This window comes from Rhizobacter sp. (assembly GCA_019635355.1).
Classification (GTDB): domain Bacteria; phylum Pseudomonadota; class Gammaproteobacteria; order Burkholderiales; family Burkholderiaceae_C; genus Rhizobacter.
Genome location: JAHBZQ010000001.1, coordinates 292,955 through 314,332, shown reverse-complemented (window position 1 = coordinate 314,332; position 21,378 = coordinate 292,955). Strand labels below are relative to the sequence as shown.

Sequence of the window (21,378 nt, the reverse complement as noted above, 5' to 3'; positions counted from 1 at the left end):
ATAACGGTTGCAGGCGGCATCCGTGCATAAATCACAGCCACCGGAAGCGCCCGCTTATGCGCGCCGAATCCGGCGTTTGATGCGATTCAGTTCACACAAACGGCCTGCGGAAAAGACCATAAGCAAACAGGCGCGGGCTATCCTCGACGGCATCCTGAGTGGTATTGCGTCCGAGGTTTTTTCATGCCCACCATCGTTCAAACCGTCAATGGCAAAGTGACCGGCCTGTGGGGCTCTGCGCTTCGCCGCATGCCCAACGGAAAACTCGTCCCCTTGAAGATGGGCGATGAAGTCCACAAGGGCGACGTGATCCTCACGACGCAAGACGGCCTGGTGCAACTCACGCCGCTGCCCGACGCGCCCGGCCTCGCCGCCAAGCCCGCCGCGCCGACGGACGACGAGATCGACCGCGTGATCGCCGAGCTGAACGACCCTGACGCGCAAACGGCACCGGCCGCCGGCCTGACCGGCGCCGATGGCGGCGGCCTGCAGCCCGGCCTGCGCGTGGGCCGCATCGCCGAAGACGTGACGCCCGTCTCGCTCGCACAGACCGCGGGTGTGGAGCCGGCCGGCACCGTGCCCACGTTCACCACCGCCACCGCGCCCGAGAACCAGGCTGCGGCCACCCCGGCCACGCCCAACGACCGCCCCAGCGCCACCCCGGCCACCGTGTCGGGCAACGAAGACGCGACCCTGCCCATCTCGCTCGGCGGCACCGACACCGACGGCACCGTCACCGCCGTCACCATCGTCAACCTCCCGGCCAACGGCACGCTGCTGCTGGCCGACGGCGTGACCGCCGTCACCGCCGGCCAGGTGCTCACCCCGGCCCAGGCCGCGGGCCTCGTGTTCCGCCCCGCGCCCGATTTCAACGGCGGCGTGGTCGTCGAATTCACCGTCACCGACGACCGGGGTTCGGTCTCGGCCGTCGAAACGGTGTCGATCACCGTGCTGCCGGTCAACGACACGCCGCTCGCCAACGCCGGCATCGCGACCGCCGGCCCTGAATACAGCAGCATCCCGGTCAGCCTGGCGGGTACTGATATCGATGGCACCGTCACCGCCATCACCGTCACCAGCCCGCCTGCGGGTGGCAGCCTCTTCCTCGCCGACGGCGTGACGCCGGTCGTGCCCGGCACCGCCCTCACCCCGGCCCAGGCCGCGAACCTGGTGTTCGTGCCCAACCCCGGCTTCACCGGCAGCACGCCCATCGGCTTCACCGTCACCGACAACGAAGGCGCCAGCTCGTCTGCCGCCGTCGCGCAGGTCAACGTGACGCCGGTGCCCACCACCGTCACGCTCTCGAGCTCGGCCCCGGCCGTGGCCGAAGGCGGCAGCGTCGTCTACACCGCCACCGTCGACCACCCGGTCGCCGGCGCCGCGCTCGTGATCACGCTGTCGAACGGCAGCAGCATCACCATTCCCGTCGGCCAGACGAGCGGGAGCAGCACGCCCGTCGTGCCGCGCGCCGACGATGCCTACGTGCAAGGCACGCAGACGCAGACCATCGGCGTCACCGCCACCACCGGCGGCAACTTCTCCTCGCTCGTCACCACCAGCACCGTGGCCACCAGCGTGAGCGACGATGCCGACAGCACCACCGTCTCGCTCAGCGCCTCCGCCGCCTCGGTCACCGAAGGCGGCAGCATCGTCTACACCGCCACGCTCACGAGCCCGGTGACGAGCTCGCCGCTCGTCGTCACGCTCTCGAACGGGCAGACCATCACCATCCCGGTCGGCGCGAGCAGCGGCGCGAGCGCGCCCTTCGCGGTGCGCGGCGACGACGCGCAAGTGCAAGGCACCGAGACGCTCACCGTCAACATCACCGGCACCACCGGCGGCAACTTCGAAGCCGTCACCCCGAGCGGCACCGCGACGACCACCGTCACCGACGACGCCGACGTCTCCACCGTCACCCTCACCGCCTCGGCCGCGAGCGTGGTGGAAGGCGGCAGCATCACCTACACCGCCACCACGAGCGCGCCCGTTGCCGGCAGCCCGCTGGTCGTGACGCTCTCCAACGGCGCCACCATCACGATCCCGGTCGGCGCGAGCAGCGCCAGCTCGGCCCCGATCGCCGTGCGCCCTGATGACTCGCAGGTGCAAGGCACCGAGACCGTCACTGCCAGCATCACCGGCACCACCGGCGGCAGCTACGAATCGCTCAGCGCCACCGGCACGCCCAGCACCACCGTCACCGACAACGCCGACGGCAGCACGCTCACCCTCAGTGCGTCTGCAGCCAGCGTGACCGAAGGGGGCAGCGTCACCTACACCGCGAGCGTCACCGCGCCGGTCACCGGCTCGCCGCTGGTCGTGACGCTCAGCAACGGCCAGACCATCACCATCCCCGTGGGCGCGAGCAGCGCCAGCTCGGCCCCGTTCGCCGTGCGCGCCGACGATGCCTACGCCCAGGGCGACCAGACGCTCAGCGTGAGCGTCACCGGCACCACCGGCGGCGCCTATGAAGCGCTCGCCACGAGCGGCACCGCCACCACCGTGGTGACGGACGACACCGACGCCACCACCGCCACCCTCACCGCCTCGGCCGCCTCGGTCACCGAAGGCGGCAGCATCGTCTACACCGCCACGCTCAACAACGTGGTCACCGGCTCGCCGGTGGTGCTGACGCTCAGCAACGGCCAGACCATCACCATTCCCGTCGGCGCGAGCAGCGCCAGCTCGGCCCCGTTCGCCGTGCGCGCGGACGACGCCGAAGCGCAAGGCACCGACACGCTCAACGTCGGCATCACGACGACGAGCGGCGGCAACTTTGAAGCCATCACCGCCGGCAGCTCGGTGAGCACCACCGTCACCGACGACGCCGACCCGACCACCGTCACCGTGAGCGCCTCGGCGGCCAACGTGACCGAGGGCGGCTCCATCGTCTACACCGTCTCGCTCAGCAATGCCGTGAGCGGCTCGCCGCTCACCGTGACGCTCAGCAACGGCCAGAGCGTCACCCTCCCGGTCGGCGCGAGCAGCGCCAGCACTGCCGCGTTCAACGTGCGCGCCGACGACGTGCACGTGCAACCCGACGACACGCTCACCGTCACCGTGACGGGCAGCACCGGCGGCAACTTCGAAGCCTTGACGCCCACCGGCTCGGCCGTCACGACCGTGAGCGACGACGCCGACGTGTCGACCGTCACCCTCACCTCTTCCGCCGCCAGCGTGGCCGAAGGCGGCAGCGTGGTCTACACCGCCAGCGTGAGTGCGCCCGTGGTGGGCGCCCCGCTGACCATTTCGCTCACCAACGGCCAGACCATCACCATCCCCGTCGGCCAGAGCACGGCCGACAGCGCGCCCTTCGCGGTGCGTGCCGACGACCACTTCGTGCAGGGCGCGCAGAGCTTCAGCGTGGGCATCACCGGCACGAGCGGCGGCTCGTATGAAGCGCTCGCCACCACGAGCACCGTCAGCACGACCGTCACCGACGACGCCGACGTCTCCACCGTCACCCTCTCCGCCACGCCGAGCGTGGCCGAAGGCGGCACCATCGTCTACACCGCCACGCTCTCGTCGGCCGCGCAGACCGCGGTGGTCGTGACGCTGGCCAACGGCTCCATCATCAACATCGCGGCCGGTGCCTCTTCGGGCACGGTCAACGTGGCCGCGCCCACCGACGACGTTTATCTCGACGCCGGCACCGTCTCGCAGACCATCGCCAGCGCCACCGGCGGCAACTTCGAGTCGCTGCAGGTCAACCCGGCCGCCGCCAGCACCACCGTCACCGACACGCTCGACGCCACCACGGTGAGCCTCACCGGCGACCCGACGCTCTCCGAAGCCGGCACCGCCGCCTACACCGTCTCGCTCACGAGCGTGGCGCAAGCCGACGTCACGGTCACCCTGACCTACACCGGCACCGCCGCCAACGGCGCCGACTTCACCGGCACCACCACCGTCACCATCCCGGCCGGCAGCAGCTCGGCCAGCTTCTCCATCGCGGCCATCGACGACGCCCTCGCCGAAGGCCCCGAGAGCTTCACCGTCGCCATCGGCGCCGCCACGGGCGGCAACTTCGAGAGCCTGGTGGTGAGCGGGGCCAATGGCTCGGTGACCACCGGCATCGTCGACAACGACATCTCGACGGTGAGCCTCAGCGCCACGCCCACGCTCACCGAGGCAGGCGGCAGCATCGTCTACACCGCCAGCGTCACGCAGGCGCCGACCACGGCGCTCGACGTCACCCTCTCCAACGGCGCGGTGATCACCATCGCGGCCGGCGCCCTTAGCGGCACGGCGAGCGTGCCCGTCGCCGCGAGCGATGACGTGTACGTCGACCCGACGAGCATCAGCGCCACCATCGCCAGCACCTCGGGCGGCGGCATTCCGCTCGCCATCGACCCGGTGCCCGCGGTCACCACCGTCACCGACACGATCGACACCACCACGCTGACGCTCACCGCCAGCAACACGGTCGCCGAAGGCGGCAACATCGTCTACACCGCCACGCTGAGCAACGCCGCGCAAACGCCGGTGTCGGTGACGCTCTCGAACGGCGCCACCCTCACCATCGCCGCCGGTGCCACGCAAGCCACGGTGTCGGTCGCCGCGCCGACCGATGACGTGCATGTCGACGCAGGCTCCGTCTCGGCCACGATCACCAACGCCAGCGGCGGCAACTTCGAGTCGCTGCAAGTGGCCCCGGCCCCGGCCGTGACCACGATCACCGACACGGTCGACACCACCACCGTCTCGCTGACCGCCACGCCGGCCGTCGCTGAAGGCGGCACGATCGTCTACACCGCGAGCCTCACCTCGCCAGCGCAGACCGACGTGACGGTCACGCTGTCGAACAACGCCACCATCACCATCGCCGCCGGTGCCAGCACCGGCACGGTGACCGTGCCCGCACCGGCCGAAGACGTGTACGTCGACGCCGGCAACACCTCGGTCACCATCACCAGCGCCAACGGTGGCAACTTCGAGAACCTGGCCATCAACCCGGCCCCGGCGGTGACGGCCGTGAGCGACACGACGGACACGAGCACCGTCACCCTCACCGCCACGCCGAGCGTCGCCGAAGGCGGCAACATCGTCTACACCGCCACCCTCAGCGCCCCGGCGCAGAGCGACGTGACGGTCACGCTCTCGAACGGCGCCACGATCACCATCCTCGCCAACACGAGCAGCGGCTCGGTGCCGGTGGCCGCGCCCACCGACGACGTGTACCTGGATGCCGGTTCGGTGTCGGTCACCATCGCAGGCGCCAGCGGCGGCAACTTCGAAAGCCTGGTGCGCAACCCGGCCGCCGCGGTGACGACCATCACCGACACGGTCGACAACAGCACCGTCACCCTCACCGCCTCGCCGGCCGTGGCCGAAGGCGGCAACATCGTCTACACCGCGACGCTCAGCGCGCCGGCCCAGTCGGCGGTGACGGTCACGCTGTCGAACAACGCCACGATCACCATCGCCGCCGGGGCCAGCACCGGCACGGTGTCGGTCGCCGCGCCCACCGACGACGTCTACACCGACGCCGGCAGCGTCTCGGCCACCATCAGCACCGCCACCGGCGGCGACTTCGAGAACCTGACCGTCAACCCGGCCGCGGCCATCACCGCGATCACCGACACGGTCGACACCACCACCGTCTCGCTCACCGCCACGCCGGCCGTGGCCGAAGGCGGCAGCATCGTCTACACCGCCTCGCTCACCTCGCTGGCGCAAGGCCCGGTGACTGTCACGCTGCAAAGCGGCGCGACCATCACCATCCCGAACGGCGCGGCCAGCGCCTCCATCACCGTGCCCGCGCCGGGCGAAGACGTGTACGTGGACGCGGCCAACGTGTCCGACCGCATCGTCTCGGCCGCCGGCGGCAACTTCGAAAACCTGGCGGTCAACAGCACGCCGGCGGTCACCGCCGTCAGCGACACGATCGGCACCACCACCGTCTCGCTGACCGCCAGCAGCACGGTCGCCGAGGGCGGCAACATCACCTACACCGCGAGCCTCACCTCGCCCGCCCAGACGGCGGTGACGGTCACGCTGTCGGACAACAGCACCATCACCATCCCGGCCGGCGCCAGCTCGGCCTCGATCTCGCTGCCGGCCCCGGGCGACGACGTGATCGTCGACGCCGGCTCCGTGAGCCTGCACATCACCGGCGCGACCGGTGGCAACTTCGAAGCCCTGGCGGTCAACGCCACGCCGGCGGTCACTGCCGTCACCGACACCGTCGACACCACCACCGTCTCGCTCACCGGCACACCGTCGGTCGCCGAAGGCGGCAGCATCGTCTACACCGCCTCGCTCACCGCCCCCGCCGACACCGCGGTGACGGTGCGCCTGTCGAACAACGCGCTCATCACCATCGCAGCCGGCGCCAGCAGTGGCTCCATCACCGTGCCCGCGCCGACCGACGACGTCTACAACGACGCCGGGAATGTCTCGGTGCGCATCGACTCCGCGAGCGGCGGCAACTTCGAAAACCTCGCGGTCGACGCCACACCGGTGCTCACCACCGTCAGCGACACGCTCGACACCACCACCGTCTCGCTCACCGCCACGCCGGCCGTGGCCGAAGGCGGCAGCATCGTCTACACCGCCTCGCTCACCGCGCCCGCGCAAGGCAACGTGACCGTCACGCTGCAGAGCGGCGCCACCATCACCATCCTGAGCGGCGCGTCCAGCGGCTCCGTCACCGTGCCCGCGCCGGCCGACGACGCCGTGGTCGACGCCGGCTCGGTGAGCAACCGCATCACCGGCGCCACCGGTGGCAACTTCGAGAACCTCGCGTTCGATGCCACGCCCGCCACCACCACCGTCAGCGACACGCTCGACACCACCACCGTGAGCCTCAGCGGCTCGGGCTCGGTGATCGAAGGCCAGGCTGGCAGCTACACCGTCTCGCTGACGAACGTGGCGCAGACCGCCGTCACCGTCACGCTGACCTACAGCGGCACGGCCGCCGACGGGAGCGACTTCACCGGCGTCACCACCGTCACCATCCCGGCGGGCGCCAGCTCGGCCAACTTCAGCGTCGCCACGATCGACGACGCCGCCGCCGAAGGCAGCGAGAACTTCACCGTCGCGATCGGCAGCGCCACCGGCGGCAACTTCGAGAACCTGGTGGTGAGCGCCACCAACGGCAGCGTGACCACCGGCATCGTCGACAACGACGTCTCGGTGGTGAGCCTCTCGGCCACCAACGCGATCACCGAAGCCGGTGGCAGCATCGTCTACACCGCCTCGCTCACGCAGGCACCGGTGTCCGACCTGACGGTCACCCTCTCCAACGGCGCCACGATCACCGTGACCGCCGGCTCGCTGAGCGGCACCGTCACCGTGCCCGTCGCCGCGAACGAAGACGTCTACGTCGACCCGACGAGCATCAGCGCCACCATCACTGGCACGAGCGGCGGCGGCATCGCGCTCAACATCGACCCGACGCCTGCCACGACCGCGGTCAACGACACGATCGACACCACCACCGTGTCGCTCTCGGCCACGCCGACCGTCGCCGAAGGCGGCTCCATCGTCTACACCGCCACGCTCACGAGCGCGGCGCAGTCGCCGGTCACCGTCAACCTGTCGAACGGCCAGCAGATCACCATCGCCACCGGTGCCACCACCGGCACGCTCACGCTCGCCGCCCCAGGCGACGATGCGCTCGTCGACACCGGCTCGGTCTCGCTCAGCATCACCTCCGCCAGCGGCGGCAACTTCGAGTCGCTGGTGCGCAACCCGGCCCCGGCCGTCACCACCGTCACCGACACGGTCGACACCACCACCGTCACGCTCACCGCCTCGCCCACCGTGGCCGAAGGCGGCAACATCGTCTACACCGCGACGCTGAACAACGCCGCGGGCACCGACGTGACCGTGACGCTGTCGAACGGCGCGCAGATCGTCATCGCGGCCGGCACCTCGTCGAACAGCGTGTCCGTCCCGGCGCCCACCGACGACGTGTATGCCGACGCCGGCAACGTCTCGGCCACGATCACCGCCACCAGCGGCGGCAACTTCGAAAGCCTGGTCGCCAACCCGGCCGCGGCCGTGACCGCCGTCACCGACACGGTCGACACCACCACCGTCACCCTCACTGCCACGCCGAGCGTGGCCGAGGGCGGCAACATCGTCTACACCGCCACGCTCACGAGCCCGGCGGCCTCGGCCGTGACCGTCACGCTGTCGAACAACCAGACGATCACCATTCCCACCAATGCGTCGAGCGCCACGCTCACGCTGCCGGCCCCGGGCGACGATGCCGTGGTCGACGCGGGCCCGGTCTCGCTCACCATCGCCAGCGCCACGGGCGGCGGCTTCGAAAACCTGGTGGTGGACCCGGCTGCGGCCACCACCACCGTCACCGACACGATCGACACCACGACCGTCTCGCTCAGCGCCACGGCCACCGTGGCCGAGGGCGGCAACATCGTCTACACCGCTTCGCTCACGAGCCCTGCGGGCAGCGACCTCACCGTCACGCTGTCGAACAACGCGACCATCACCATCCTGGCCGGCACCTCGTCGGGCAGCGTGAGCGTGCCCGCGCCGGTCGACGACGTGCTGCTCGATGCCAGCACCGTCAGCGCCAGCATCGCCACCGTGAACGGCGGCAACTTCGAGCAGCTGGTGGTTGACACCACGCCGGCGGCGACCGCCGTCACCGACACGATCGACACCACCACCGTCAGCCTCACCGCCACACCCACCGTGGCCGAGGGCGGCAACATCGTCTACACCGCTTCGCTGAACCACCCGGCGGGCACGAACGTGACCGTCACGCTGTCGAACAGCGCGGTCATCACCATCCTCGCGGGCAACTCGACGGGCACCGTCACCGTGCCGGCGCCGGCCGACGACTTCGTGATCGACGCCGGCCCGGTCTCGGCCTCCATCGCCAGCGCGACCGGCGGCAACTTCGAGGCCCTCGCCATCAACCCGGCGCCGGCCACCACCGCGGTGACCGACACCATCGGCACGACGACGCTCACCCTCTCGGCCACCGGCACCGTGGCCGAAGGCGGCAGCATCGTCTACACCGCCTCGCTCACGAGCCCGGCGGGCACCGACCTCGTGGTCACGCTGTCGAACAGCCAGACCATCACCATCCCGGCCGGCAGCTCGTCGGCCAGCATCAGCGTGGCCGCGCCCACCGACGATGCGCTCATCGACGCGGGCAGCGTGTCGGCGAGCATCGCCGGCACCAGCGGCGGCAACTTCGAGAACCTCTCGGTCAACAGCGCCCCCGCCACCACGAGCATCACCGACACGATCGACACCACGACCGTGTCGCTCACCGCCACCGGCAGCGTGGCCGAGGGCGGCAACATCGTCTACACCGCCTCGCTGAACAACCCGGCAGGCACCGACGTCACGATCACGCTGTCGAACAACGCGCAGATCACCATCCTGGCCGGCGCCTCCACCGGCACGGTCACGGTCGCTGCGCCGGCCGACGACGCGCTCGTCGACGCGGGCAATGTGTCGGCCACGATCACCACCGCCACCGGCGGCAACTTCGAGAACCTGGCGATCAGCCCGACGGCGGCCGTCACCAGCGTCACCGACACGGTCGACACCACGACCGCCACCCTCACCGCCACGCCGAGCGTGGCCGAAGGCGGCTCCATCGTCTACACCGCGAGCCTCAACGCCGCGGCCGGCTCGCCGGTGACGATCACCCTCAGCAACGGCGCGCAGATCAACATCGCGGCCGGTGCCTCGTCGGGCAGCATCTCGGTGCTTGCCCCCACCGATGACGTGTACCTCGACGCCAGCACCGTCTCGGCGCACATCACCGGCGCCACCGGCGGCAACTTCGAGAACCTCGTCGCCGACAACACGCCGGTCGCCACGAGCATCACCGACACGATCAACACCACGACCGTGAGCCTCTCGGGCTCGGGCTCGGTGGCCGAAGGCGCGTCGGGCAGCTACACCGTCTCGCTCACGAGCCCGGCGCAGACCACCCCGGTCACCGTGACGCTCAGCTACAGCGGCACCGCCGCCGACGGCAGCGACTTCACCGGCACCACCACCGTCACCATCCCGGCGGGCAGCAGCTCGGCCAACTTCAGCGTCGCCACGATCGACGACGCGCTGGCCGAGGGCGCCGAGAGCTTCACCATCACCATTGCCACCGCCACCGGCGGCAACTTCGAGAACCTGGCCGTCAGCAGCAGCGCCGGCTCGGTCACGACCGGCATCGTCGACAACGACATCTCCACCCTCACCCTCTCGGCCACGCCGACGCTGACCGAAGCGGGCGGCACCATCGTCTACACGGCCACGCTCACGCAAGCGCCGGTGACGGCCCTCGACGTGACCCTGTCGAACGGCCAGACCATCCACATCAATGCCGGTGCCCTGACCGGCAGCGTGACCGTGCCCGTCGCCACGAGCGACGACGTGTACGTCGACCCCACGAGCGTCAGCGCCACCATCACCGGCACCTCGGGCGGCGGCATTGCGCTGTCGGTCGACCCGACCCCGGCGGTGACCAGCATCGTCGACACGGTCGACACCACCACCGTCAACATCGGCGGCCCCGGCACCCTGACCGAAGGCACGAGCGGCACCTACACCCTCACGCTCACGAACCCGGCACAAACCGACGTGACCGTGACCCTCGCCTACAGCGGCTCGGCCAGCGCGGCCGACCGCAGCGGCGTGACCACCGTCACCATCCCGGCGGGTGCCACCTCGGCCACCTTCAGCGTGGCCGCGCTCGACGACGCCTTGGCCGACTCGGGCGAGACCGTGATCGTCACCATCGCGGGCGCGACCGGCGGCAACTTCGAGAACCTCGCGGTCGGCCCGGCCAGCAGCGTCACGACGACGCTGGTCGAAGAAGCCACCCCCGACACCGTGCTCGTGAGCCTGGCCGGCCCGGGCAGCGTGACCGAAGGCGCCACCACCGGCAACTACACCGTGACGCTCGGCCAAGCCGCCGTCACCCCGGTGACCGTCAACCTCAACTACGCCGGCACCGCCGTCGATGGCAGCGACTACAACCGCGTGGTCAGCGTCACCATTCCCGCCGGCGCCACCAGTGCCACCTTCAACCTCGCCACGCTCGACGACGTGATCGCCGATTCGGGCGACACCATCGTCGTCTCGCTGGGCAGCATCGGCGGTGGCGGCTTCGAGGCCATCGCCGCCAACGGTGCGGCCAGCAGCGTCACCACCGTCATCAACGACGAGACCCCGGCCGACGTGACCACCGTGTCGCTGAGCGCCACCAACACCGTCGCCGAGGGCGGCAACATCGTCTACACCGCCCAGCTCACGAGCGTGGCGCAGACGGACGTGACGGTCCAGCTGTCGAACAGCCAGCAGATCGTCATCCCGGCCGGCAGCTCGAGCGCCAGCATCTCCGTGCCGGCCCCGGGCGAAGACGTCTACACCGATGCCGGCAACGTGTCGGTCAACATCACCGGCGCGAGCGGCGGCGGCTTCGAATCGCTGGTGCACAGCAGCGCCCCGGCGGTCACGAGCGTCACCGACACCCTCGACACCACCACGCTCAGCCTGAGCGGCTCCGCATCGGTGAGCGAAGGCGCCTCGGCCACGTACACCCTCTCGCTCACGAGCCCGGCCCAGGGCGCGGGCGTGACGGTGACGCTGCGCTACAGCGGCACCGCGGCCGATGGCAGTGACTTCTCCGGCGTCACCACCGTCACCATCCCGGCCGGCAGCAGCGCGGCCAGCTTCAACGTCGCGACGATCGACGACAACCTCGCCGAAGGCGCCGAAAGCTTCACCGTCACCATCGACAACGCGACGGGCGGCAACTTCGAGAACCTGGTGGTGAGCGGCAGCAACGCCTCGGTCTCCACCGGCATCGTCGACAACGACGTGTCGGCCATCGCCACCGTGTCGGCGGCCAGCGCCGTCGAGACGGTGAGCGTCGTGCACACGGTGACGCTGTCGAACCCGTCGGCCACGCCGACCACCTACTCGCTCTCGCTCGCCGATGGCACCGCCACCGGCGGCACCGACTACACCGCCACGCTCACGAATGCGTCGTTCAGCAACGGCGTGACGATCTCGGGCGGTGTGATCACCGTGCCGGCCGGCGTCACCTCGTTCACCGTGAGCGTGCCGACCCTCGCCGACACCATCGACGAAGCCGACGAGACCTACACGCTCAACGTGGGCGGCGTGGCCGCCACCGGCACCGTGCTCGACGACGACGCGGCGCCGACCATCGCCACGGTGTCGGCCGCCGCGGCCGCCGAAGGCACGAACCTCGTGCACACGGTCACCCTGAGCAACGCCTCCAGCTCGTCCACGAGCTTCGCTTACACGCTCGGTGGCGGCACCGCCACCGCGGGCGTCGACTACGGCAGCGCCACCTTCAGCAACGGCGTCACGCTGTCGGGCGGCAACCTCATCGTGCCGGCGGGCGTCACGAGCTTCACCGTCACCGTGCCCAGCACGCAAGACACGGTCGACGAACCCAACGAGACCTACAACCTGTCGGTGGGCGGCGTGGCCGCCCTCGGCACCATCGGCGACGACGACGCGGCACCCACCGTGAGCAGCGTCTCGGCGGCAACGCAGGTCGAAGGCACGGCACTCGTGCACACCGTGACGCTGACGAACGCCTCGTCGGTCGCCACGAGCTACGCCTACACGCTCGGCGGCGGCACCGCCACCAGCGGCAGCGACTACACCGCACCGCCCAGCTTCAGCAATGGCGTCACGCTCTCCGGCGGCAACTTGATCGTGCCGGCCGGCGTGACCTCGTTCACCGTCACCGTGCCGACCACCCAGGACACGATCGACGAAGGCGCCTCCGAGACCTACAACCTGAGCGTCGGCGGCGTCAACGCCCTCGGCACCATCACCGACGACGACAACGCCCCCACCATCGCGTCGGTCTCCGACGCGAGCGCGGTCGAGGCGACCAGCATCGTCCACACCGTCACGCTGAGCAACCCGTCGTCGGTCGCGACCACCTACTCGCTGTCGTTCACCAACGGGACCGCGTCGGCGGCCGACTACACCAGTGCCCTCACCAACGCCAGCTTCAGCAACGGCGTGACCTTCTCCGGCGGCACCATCACCGTGCCGGCCGGCGTGACCTCGTTCACCGTCACCGTGCCGACCACGGCCGACACCATCGACGAGGCCGACGAAACCTACACCCTCAACATCGGCTCGAGCGCCGGCACGGGCACGATCACCGACGATGACGCAGCGCCCACCGTGGCCACCGTCAGCGCCGCCACCCAGATCGAGGGCACGGCCCTCGTGCACACGGTGACGCTGAGCAATGCCTCGTCGGTGGCGACCTCGTTCGCCTACACGCTGGGTGGCGGCACCGCCACCGGCGGCGGTGCCGACTACGGCACGCCGACCTTCAGCAACGGTGTCACCCTCTCGGCCGGCAACCTCATCGTGCCGGCTGGTGTGACGAGCTTCACCGTCACCGTGCCTTCCACGCAAGACACGATCGACGAACCCAACGAGACCTACAACCTCTCCGTCGGCGGCGTCACCGCTGTGGGCACGATCAACGACGACGACAACGCGCCGACGATCGCTTCCGTCTCGGCAGCGTCGGCGACGGAAGGCGCGAGCCTCGTCCACACCGTCACGCTCACCAACGCGTCGAGCGTGGCCACGAGCTTTGCCTACACCCTGGGTGGCGGCACCGCCACCGGCGGCGGCACCGACTACGGCACGCCGACCTTCAGCAACGGCGTCACCCTCTCGGGCGGCAACCTCATCGTGCCGGCTGGTGTGACGAGCTTCACCGTCACCGTGCCTTCCACGCAAGACACGATCGACGAACCCAACGAGACCTACAACCTCTCCGTCGGCGGCGTCACCGCTGTGGGCACGATCAACGACGACGACAACGCGCCGACGATCGCTTCGGTGTCGGCAGCGTCGGCGACGGAAGGCGCGAGCCTCGTCCACACCGTCACGCTCACCAATGCGTCGAGCGTGGCCACGAGCTTTGCCTACACGCTGGGTGGCGGCACCGCCACCGGCGGCGGCACCGACTACGGCACGCCGACCTTCAGCAACGGCGTCACCCTCTCGGGCGGCAACCTCATCGTGCCGGCCGGCGTCACGAGCTTCACCGTCACCGTGCCTTCCACGCAAGACACGATCGACGAACCCAACGAGACCTACAACCTCTCGGTCGGCGGCGTCACCGGCGTCGGCACCATCAACGACGACGACAACGCACCCACGATCTCGTCGGTGAGCAGCGCTGCGGCCACCGAGGCCTCGAACATCCTGCACACCGTCACGCTGAGCAACGCCTCGTCGGTCGCCACGACCTACGCGCTCTCGTTCACCAACGGCACCGCCTCGGGCGCCGACTACACGAGCGCGCTCACCAATGCCAACTTCAGCAACGGCGTGACCGTCTCGGGCGGCACCATCACCGTGCCGGCCGGCGTCACCTCGTTCACCGTGAGCGTGCCCACCACGGCCGACACCCTGAACGAAGCGAACGAGACTTACACGCTGACCGTCGGCGGCACTTCGGGCACCGGCACCATCAACGACGACGATGCCGCCCCGTCGCTCACCGTCAACGACGTGACCGTCAACGAAGCGGCCGGCACCGCGACCTTCACCGTCACCCTCTCGGCCGCCTCGGGCCAGACGGTCAGCGTCAACTACGGCACCGGCGACGGCACCGCCACCGCCGGCAGCGACTACACCGCCGCCAGCGGCACGCTCGTCTTCACCCCGGGCGTGACCTCACAGACCATCACCGTGCCGATCCTCAACGACGGCACTTACGAAGGCAGCGAGACCTTCAACGTCAACCTGTCGAACGCGAGCAACGCCACCATCGCCGACAGCCTCGGCGTGGGCACCATCCGCGACGACGGCACGGGCGCCGGCGGCACCGACAACGACACGCCGACGCTCGCCGTCTCGAGCGCTTCGTTCGCCGAGGGCAGCGGCTACGCGCAGTTCACGGTGAGCCTGTCCAACCCGTCGGCCACCGCCACCACCGTGTCGCTGTCGACGACGGCCGGCACGGCCACCGCGGGCACCGACTACGGCACCACGCTGCAGGTCTCGACCGACGGCGGCACCAACTGGGTCAACGCCAGCAGCGCCACCATCGCGGCCGGCGCCACCAGCGTGCTGGTGCGTGCGCCGATCACCAACGACACGCTCGACGAGATCGACGAAACCTTCAGCCTCACCGCCACCCGCACCGCCGGCACCACCACCAACGGCGCGGCCAGCGGCACGGCGACCCTCCTCGACGACGACGCGACGCCAACGCTCTCGATCAACGACGTGACGGTCAACGAGGCCGCGGGCACCGCGACCTTCACCGTCACGCTGTCGGCCGCCTCGGGCCAGACGGTCAGCGTCGGCTACAACACCGGCAACGGCACCGCCACCGCCGGCAGCGACTACACCTCCACCACCGGCACGCTCACCTTCACCCCGGGCGTGACCTCGCAGACCATCACCGTCGCGATCACGAACGACTCGCTGACCGAAGCCACCGAAACGTTCTTCGTCAACCTGATTGGCGCGAGCAACGCGACCATCTCCGACACGCAAGGCGTGGGCAGCATCGTCGACAACGACGCACCGCCCGCCATCGACCTCGACGGCAACAACTCCACCGCCGGCGGCAACGACTACAGCGCCACCTTCACCGAAAACGGCAGCCCGGTCGCCATCGCCGACATCGATATCGCGATCACCGACGTCGACTCGACCACACTGGCCAGCGCCACCATCACGCTCACCAACGCACAGGCCGGCGACGTGCTGGCGGCCGGCGGCATGCCCGCGGGCATCACCGCCAGCGTGTCGGGCAACGTGGTCACGCTGACCGGCTCGGCCTCGCTCGCGGCCTACCAGACGGCCATCCGCGCGATCACCTACGCCAACACCAGCGACAACCCGAGCACCACCGACCGCCAGATCAGCGTGGTGGTCAACGACGGCACCAGCAGCAGCGCCGCCGCCACGGCCGTCATCCACGTGGCCGCCGTCAACGATGCGCCGGTCAACACCGTGCCCGCGGCCCAGAGCACCGCGGAAGACACACCGCTCGTCTTCTCGGCCGCCAACGGCAATGCGATCACCGTCGCCGACGTGGACAGCGGCTCGGTGACCACCACCGTCTCGGTGAACAACGGCACGCTCACGCTCGGCTCCATCGCGGGCGTGATCGTGGTCGGCAACGGCACGGGCTCGGTGCAGATCACCGGCACCCCGGCCGCGGTGACCGCGGCGCTGAATGGCACCGCCTACGCCAACACGGCCGACTACAACGGCCCCGCCACCCTGACCGTCAGCACCAGCGACGGCGTGGCGCCCCCGGTCGTGAGCACGGTCGGCATCACCGTCAACCCGGTGGTCGACATCGCCAACGACACCGCGAGCACCAACGAAGACAACGCCGTCACCCTCAGCGTGCTGGCCAACGACTCGTTCGAGAACGGCGGGCGCACCATCACCGCCATCAACGGCTCGGCCATCACGGCCGGTGGCCCGGCCGTGGCCGTGGCCAACGGCACGGTGAGCCTCAACGCCTCGGGCCAGCTCATCTACACGCCCACGGCCAACTACAACGGCGCCGCAAGCTTCAGCTACACCGTCACCTCGGGCGGCGTGACCGAGACGGCCACCGTCAACGTCACCGTCAACGCGGTGAACGACGCACCGGTCAACACCGTGCCCGCCACGCAGACGACCGCCGAAGACACGAGCCGCAGCATCACCGGCCTGGCCATTTCCGACGTCGACGGTGGCAGCGGCAGCATGACCGTGACGCTCGCCGTCACCAACGGCACGCTCACCGTGAGCGGTGGCACCGCGACCATCGCCAACTCGGGCACCGGCAGCGTCACCCTCACCGGCACGATCGCGCAGATCAACGCCACGCTGGCCTCGAACGTCACCTACGTGCCCAGCGCCAACTTCAACGGCGCGGCCTCGTTGACGATGACGACCAACGACAACGGCAACACCGGCTCGGGCGGCGCGCTGAGCGACACCGACACGGTCACGATCAACGTGACCCCGGTGAACGATGCGCCGGTGGCCACCGGCTCGGCTGTCTCGGGCACCGAAGACACCGCCCTCGTCTTCAACTGGGCGCAGTTCGGCGTGACCGACATCGACTCGGCCAGCAGCTCGCTCGGCATCCGCGTGAGCACGCTGCCGGCCGACGGCACGCTGCAGGTCTACAACGGCTCGGCCTGGGTCAACGTGGCGGCCAACACGCTGGTGACCAAGGCCACCATCGACGCGGGCTCGTTCCGCTTCGTGCCCGATGCCAACGAGTCGGGCAGCGACGCCTACGGCGGCAGCAGCGTGGGCAACCAACAGGCCGACTACGCGCGCTTCACCTTCACGCCGAACGACGGCGCCCTCGACGGCACCGCCGCGATGATGCGCATCGACATCGCGCCGGTTGCCGACGCGCCGACCGTGTCGCACAACGCCTCGGTGCAGGTCACCGGCACGCTGTCGACGCTCACCTCGGTGGGCCTCTCGCGCGACTACTACAACGCCATCGCCACGCTGACCTCGGGCGCCAGCTCGACCAACCCCGACGTGGGCGAAGTGGGCATCGAGACGGCCGTGCCGACCTCCAGCGCACTCGTCACCAACGTGGGCGTGGCCGGAAACCTCACCGGCGACACCGGCGTGCAGGTGGCCGCCGACGACGCCTACCGCGTGCAGGGCCTCATCTACATGCAGGCCGGCACCTCGTATGTGTTCTCCGGCTACGCCGACGACACGGTGCGGCTCGAGGTCGGTGGGAACACGCTGATGTCGGGCCAGTGGGGTGGCAGTGGTCAGGCGATGGCCGGCACCTTCACCTCGAACACCTTCACGCCGACGGTGACGGGCTACTACAGCATCGAGTTCATGGTCTACAACACGAGCGGCCCCGGCAGCTACGACCTGAACGTGAGCGTGAATGGGGCCACCGCGGTCGACCTGTCGACCTCCAACTTCCTGCTCTTCCAGAGCATCAACCAGGTCGACGCGGCCGGTGGCCAACGCAGCGCGTTCATCCCCAACGCCACCACCGGCGAAGGCGGCTACTACCCGGTGGTCTACGACGCGGGCGTGCAAAGCCGCGTGTACCTCGCGCCGGTGCTGGCGAGCCTCGTCGACACCGACGGCTCCGAGTCGCTGGCGGTCACGCTGCAGGGCATCCCGGTGGGTGCGGTGCTCACCGACGGCACCAACACCTTCACCGCCAGCGGCGCCGCCACCTCGGTGAACATCACCACCTGGAACCGCTCGACCCTGAGCATGACCTTCACGAGCGGCTACACCGGCAGCACCACGCTCACGGCCGTGGCTACCTCGACCGAGGCCGCCACCGGCGCCACGGCCACCACCTCGACCAGCTTCTCGGTCACGGTCGACCCGACCGGCACGACCACCTCGCTCGCCGAGATCGGCACCTTCAACGGCGACGCCCTCATCGGCCAGGCCGGCAACGACGTGTACTCGGTGAGCCAGGTCGGCACCGGCCTCACGGTCAGCGTGACGCAGGGCGCCACCGGCAGCATCCCGGCGCAAAGCGGCACCGACACCACCGGCACCATCCACCAGGCCTTCAACACCGGCGCCGGCAACGACTACGTGCAGGCCGGTGCCGGCGACGACACCATCTACCTCGGCGACACCGGCAGCTCGGTGCACCCGGTGGGCGGTGGCGCGCCGACGCAGGCCCATGTGGCCGCGGCGCGTGTCATGACGCTGGCCGACGACACCACGCTCACGAGTTCGACCACCGGCCTCTTCACCGCCGAAGCCGACGACACCAACGCCAACAACAACAGCGCGGGCAACACCTCGATCACCACCTGGTCGGACGTGGCCAACGGCGGCAGTGGCAACGACGTGATCTACGGCCAGAACGGCACCGACTTCCTCTACGGCGGCACCGGCAACGACTACCTGAACGGCGGCGCCGGCATCGACGGCCTGCGGGGCGGGGCCGGCGACGACACGCTGGTGGGCGGCGCGGGCAACGACGTGCTGCGCGGCGACGCCGGGGCCGACGTCTTCCGCTGGGAGTTTGCCGACCGCGGCACGGCGGGTGCGGGCGCAGCGTCCGACATCATCATGGACTTCAACACCGCCACACCAGCCAACGGCGGCGACGTCCTAGACCTGCGCGACCTGCTGCAGGGCGAGGCGTCGGCCGGCGGTGCTGCGGGCAACCTGTCGAACTACCTGCACTTCACCGTGAGCGGTGGCACCACCACCATCGCGATCAGCAGCACCGGCGGGTTCTCGAGCGGCTACAGCGCCGGAGCGGTCGACCAGTCGATCGTGCTGCAAAACGTCGACCTGACGAGCGGCGGCGCGCTGACGACCGACCAGCAGATCATCAACGACCTGCTGAACAAGTCGAAGCTCTTAGTAGACGGGACCTGATGCGAAACCCGCCGCGAGCGCGGCGGGTTTCGTTCAGATCAGTTGCTGCCGGGCGTGGCTTGCTGGGAGATGTACGGCCCGGTCGCGCCGTCGATGCCACATTCCCACAGCGCCTTCGCGTCGGTCGCATCGGCCACGCCCTCGGCGTAGACCTGCAAGGACAGGCCGTGCAGCAGCGTGACGGTGCCACGCACGAAGGTGGCACGGTGGTCGTCACTGCCCACGCCGGTGATCATCGAGGCGTCGAGCTTCACGTAGTCGAGCCCCGCTTCGAAGAGGCGGGGGATCAGGCCGAGGCGCTCGCCCGCGTGTTCAAGGCCGAGGCGCACGCCGGTCGGGCGCAGCTGGCGGCTCAGCTCCTGCAGCAGGTCGAAATGCTCGACCGCGGCCGACTCCGAGACTTCGAGCCAGATGAGGCGCGCCACGCGCGGCGAATCCCACAGGAGCGCGCGCAGGCGTGAGGAGAAGCTGCTGTCGGCCAGCGACGCCGGCGACAGGTTCACGCAGCGCGCCAGCCCGTCGGCGCCCGATTCGGCAAGCGCAAGCGCAAGCGCGCGCTCGTCCACGTCGACGGTGAGGCGGCTGCGCATCGCCAGCGGCAGCCAGCGGGCGGCAGGCTCGAACTCGCCCTGATCTTCCAGCTGCAGGCGCAGCGGGCATTCGAGGTGCAGCAGCTCGCCGCGCGGGTTGACCACCGGGAAGTTGACGAGGTGCACGCGGCCCTGCACCAGCGCATCGCGGATGCGCTGGCGCCAGGCGGCCTCACCGAGCATCGCCACGCTGTGCTCGGGCTCGTTGCTGAGCTCGACGGCAAAACGCCCGCGCGCTTCGGCGCGTGCGAGTGCAGCATCGGCCGCGCTCATCACCTGCGCCGGCGTCATGCCGCGGTGCAGCTCGATGGCGCCCAGGCAGATGCCCGCGCCACCGCCCAGGCTCGTGAGCAGCACCGAGAGTGCGTCCGACAAGGCCTGCGCCGTCTCGCGGGCCACGCCGGGCACCGGCAGGCACAGCGCGAAGTCCGAGCCGTTCAGGCGGCCGAGGAAGCAGCCCTTGGCACGCTCGGCATAGGGCTTGAGCGCCTGCGAGATGGTGGTGATCACACGGTCGGCACCCGCATGGCCGAGGCTGCGGTTGATGCCGGCGAGGTCGATCACGCGCAGCAGCACGAGGCCGCCTTCGGCCGTGCCGTCTTCGCGCTGCAGCGCGCCAGTGAGCTGGCCGAGGAAGTGGGCGCGGTTCGAAAGGCCGGTGAGCCGGTCGAGGTTGGCCTGCTTGTGCAGCGTGTCGAGCTGGTCGGCCTGCGCCTGGAAGGTGACGCGCAGGCGGCTCACCATCGTGTTCATCGCGCGCGTGAGGCGCTGCAGCTCCGGTGCGCGTGGCTCGGGCACGATGCGGAACTCGCCCGCCACCAGCGCATGCGCCTGCTCCACCGTCGAGTCGAGCGGCTTGCGGATGCGCCGCATCAGCACCGCGCCGATCGCGCCGGCCAGCAGGCCCACGACCGCGAGCGCCGCGGCGGTGCGCAGCGTGCCGGCCCACAGTTCGTCGTGCGCAAAAAAGGAATGGCTCACCACCTCGACCTTGCCGAGCGCACGCCAGCCGTCCGACACCTGGGCCACGCCCGGGTCGGAATCGATGGGCACGAGTTTCACGAACCACGCCGGCGCCACCTGGCCCGTGGCCTGCGCTTCGCGCACGAAGGGCACGCTGCCGTCGGCGGCGACGAACTTGATGCGGCGGTAGAAGCCGGTGTCGAACTGGGCCGACATCAAGAGGCCCATCAGCTCGCGGTCGCCCTTCTGCTGCGACAGGGCCAGCGCGAGCGAGGTGGCGTTGTCGGCGTTCTTGAGCCTGAGCTGTGTCTGCAGGTAGTGCCGAGCCGACTCGACGGAGACCGTCACGCTGCCGGCATAGGCCAGCAGCACGGTGGACAGCATCAACAGCCAGATCTGCCGGATCAGGGACATGCCGTTTTCCTTTTCGTTGTACTTCTGGTTCCGGGGGCTC

The 21,378-nt window shown here is 70.0% G+C and carries 2 protein-coding genes; one reads left to right on the top strand and one right to left on the bottom strand.

What is annotated here, in order from left to right; genetic code table 11:
- The first annotated feature begins 183 nt into the window (after positions 1-183).
- Positions 184-19,371, top strand: a complete 19,188-nt coding sequence (locus tag KF892_01365; GenBank protein MBX3623633.1) for a tandem-95 repeat protein — start codon at positions 184-186, stop codon at positions 19,369-19,371.
- Between the two features lie 38 nt (positions 19,372-19,409).
- Here the strand turns inward: KF892_01365 and KF892_01360 are convergent, their stop codons facing one another.
- Entirely contained in the window at positions 19,410-21,338 is a 1,929-nt protein-coding gene (locus KF892_01360) for an EAL domain-containing protein (GenBank protein MBX3623632.1), read from the bottom strand.
- Between the last annotated feature and the right edge of the window lie 40 nt (positions 21,339-21,378).

Coding starts and splice junctions, on each gene's coding strand:
- KF892_01360 (MBX3623632.1), bottom strand. CDS start 21,338: ATGTCCCTGATCCGGCAGATCTGGCTGTTGATGCTGTCCACCGTGCTG.
- KF892_01365 (MBX3623633.1), top strand. CDS start 184: ATGCCCACCATCGTTCAAACCGTCAATGGCAAAGTGACCGGCCTGTGG.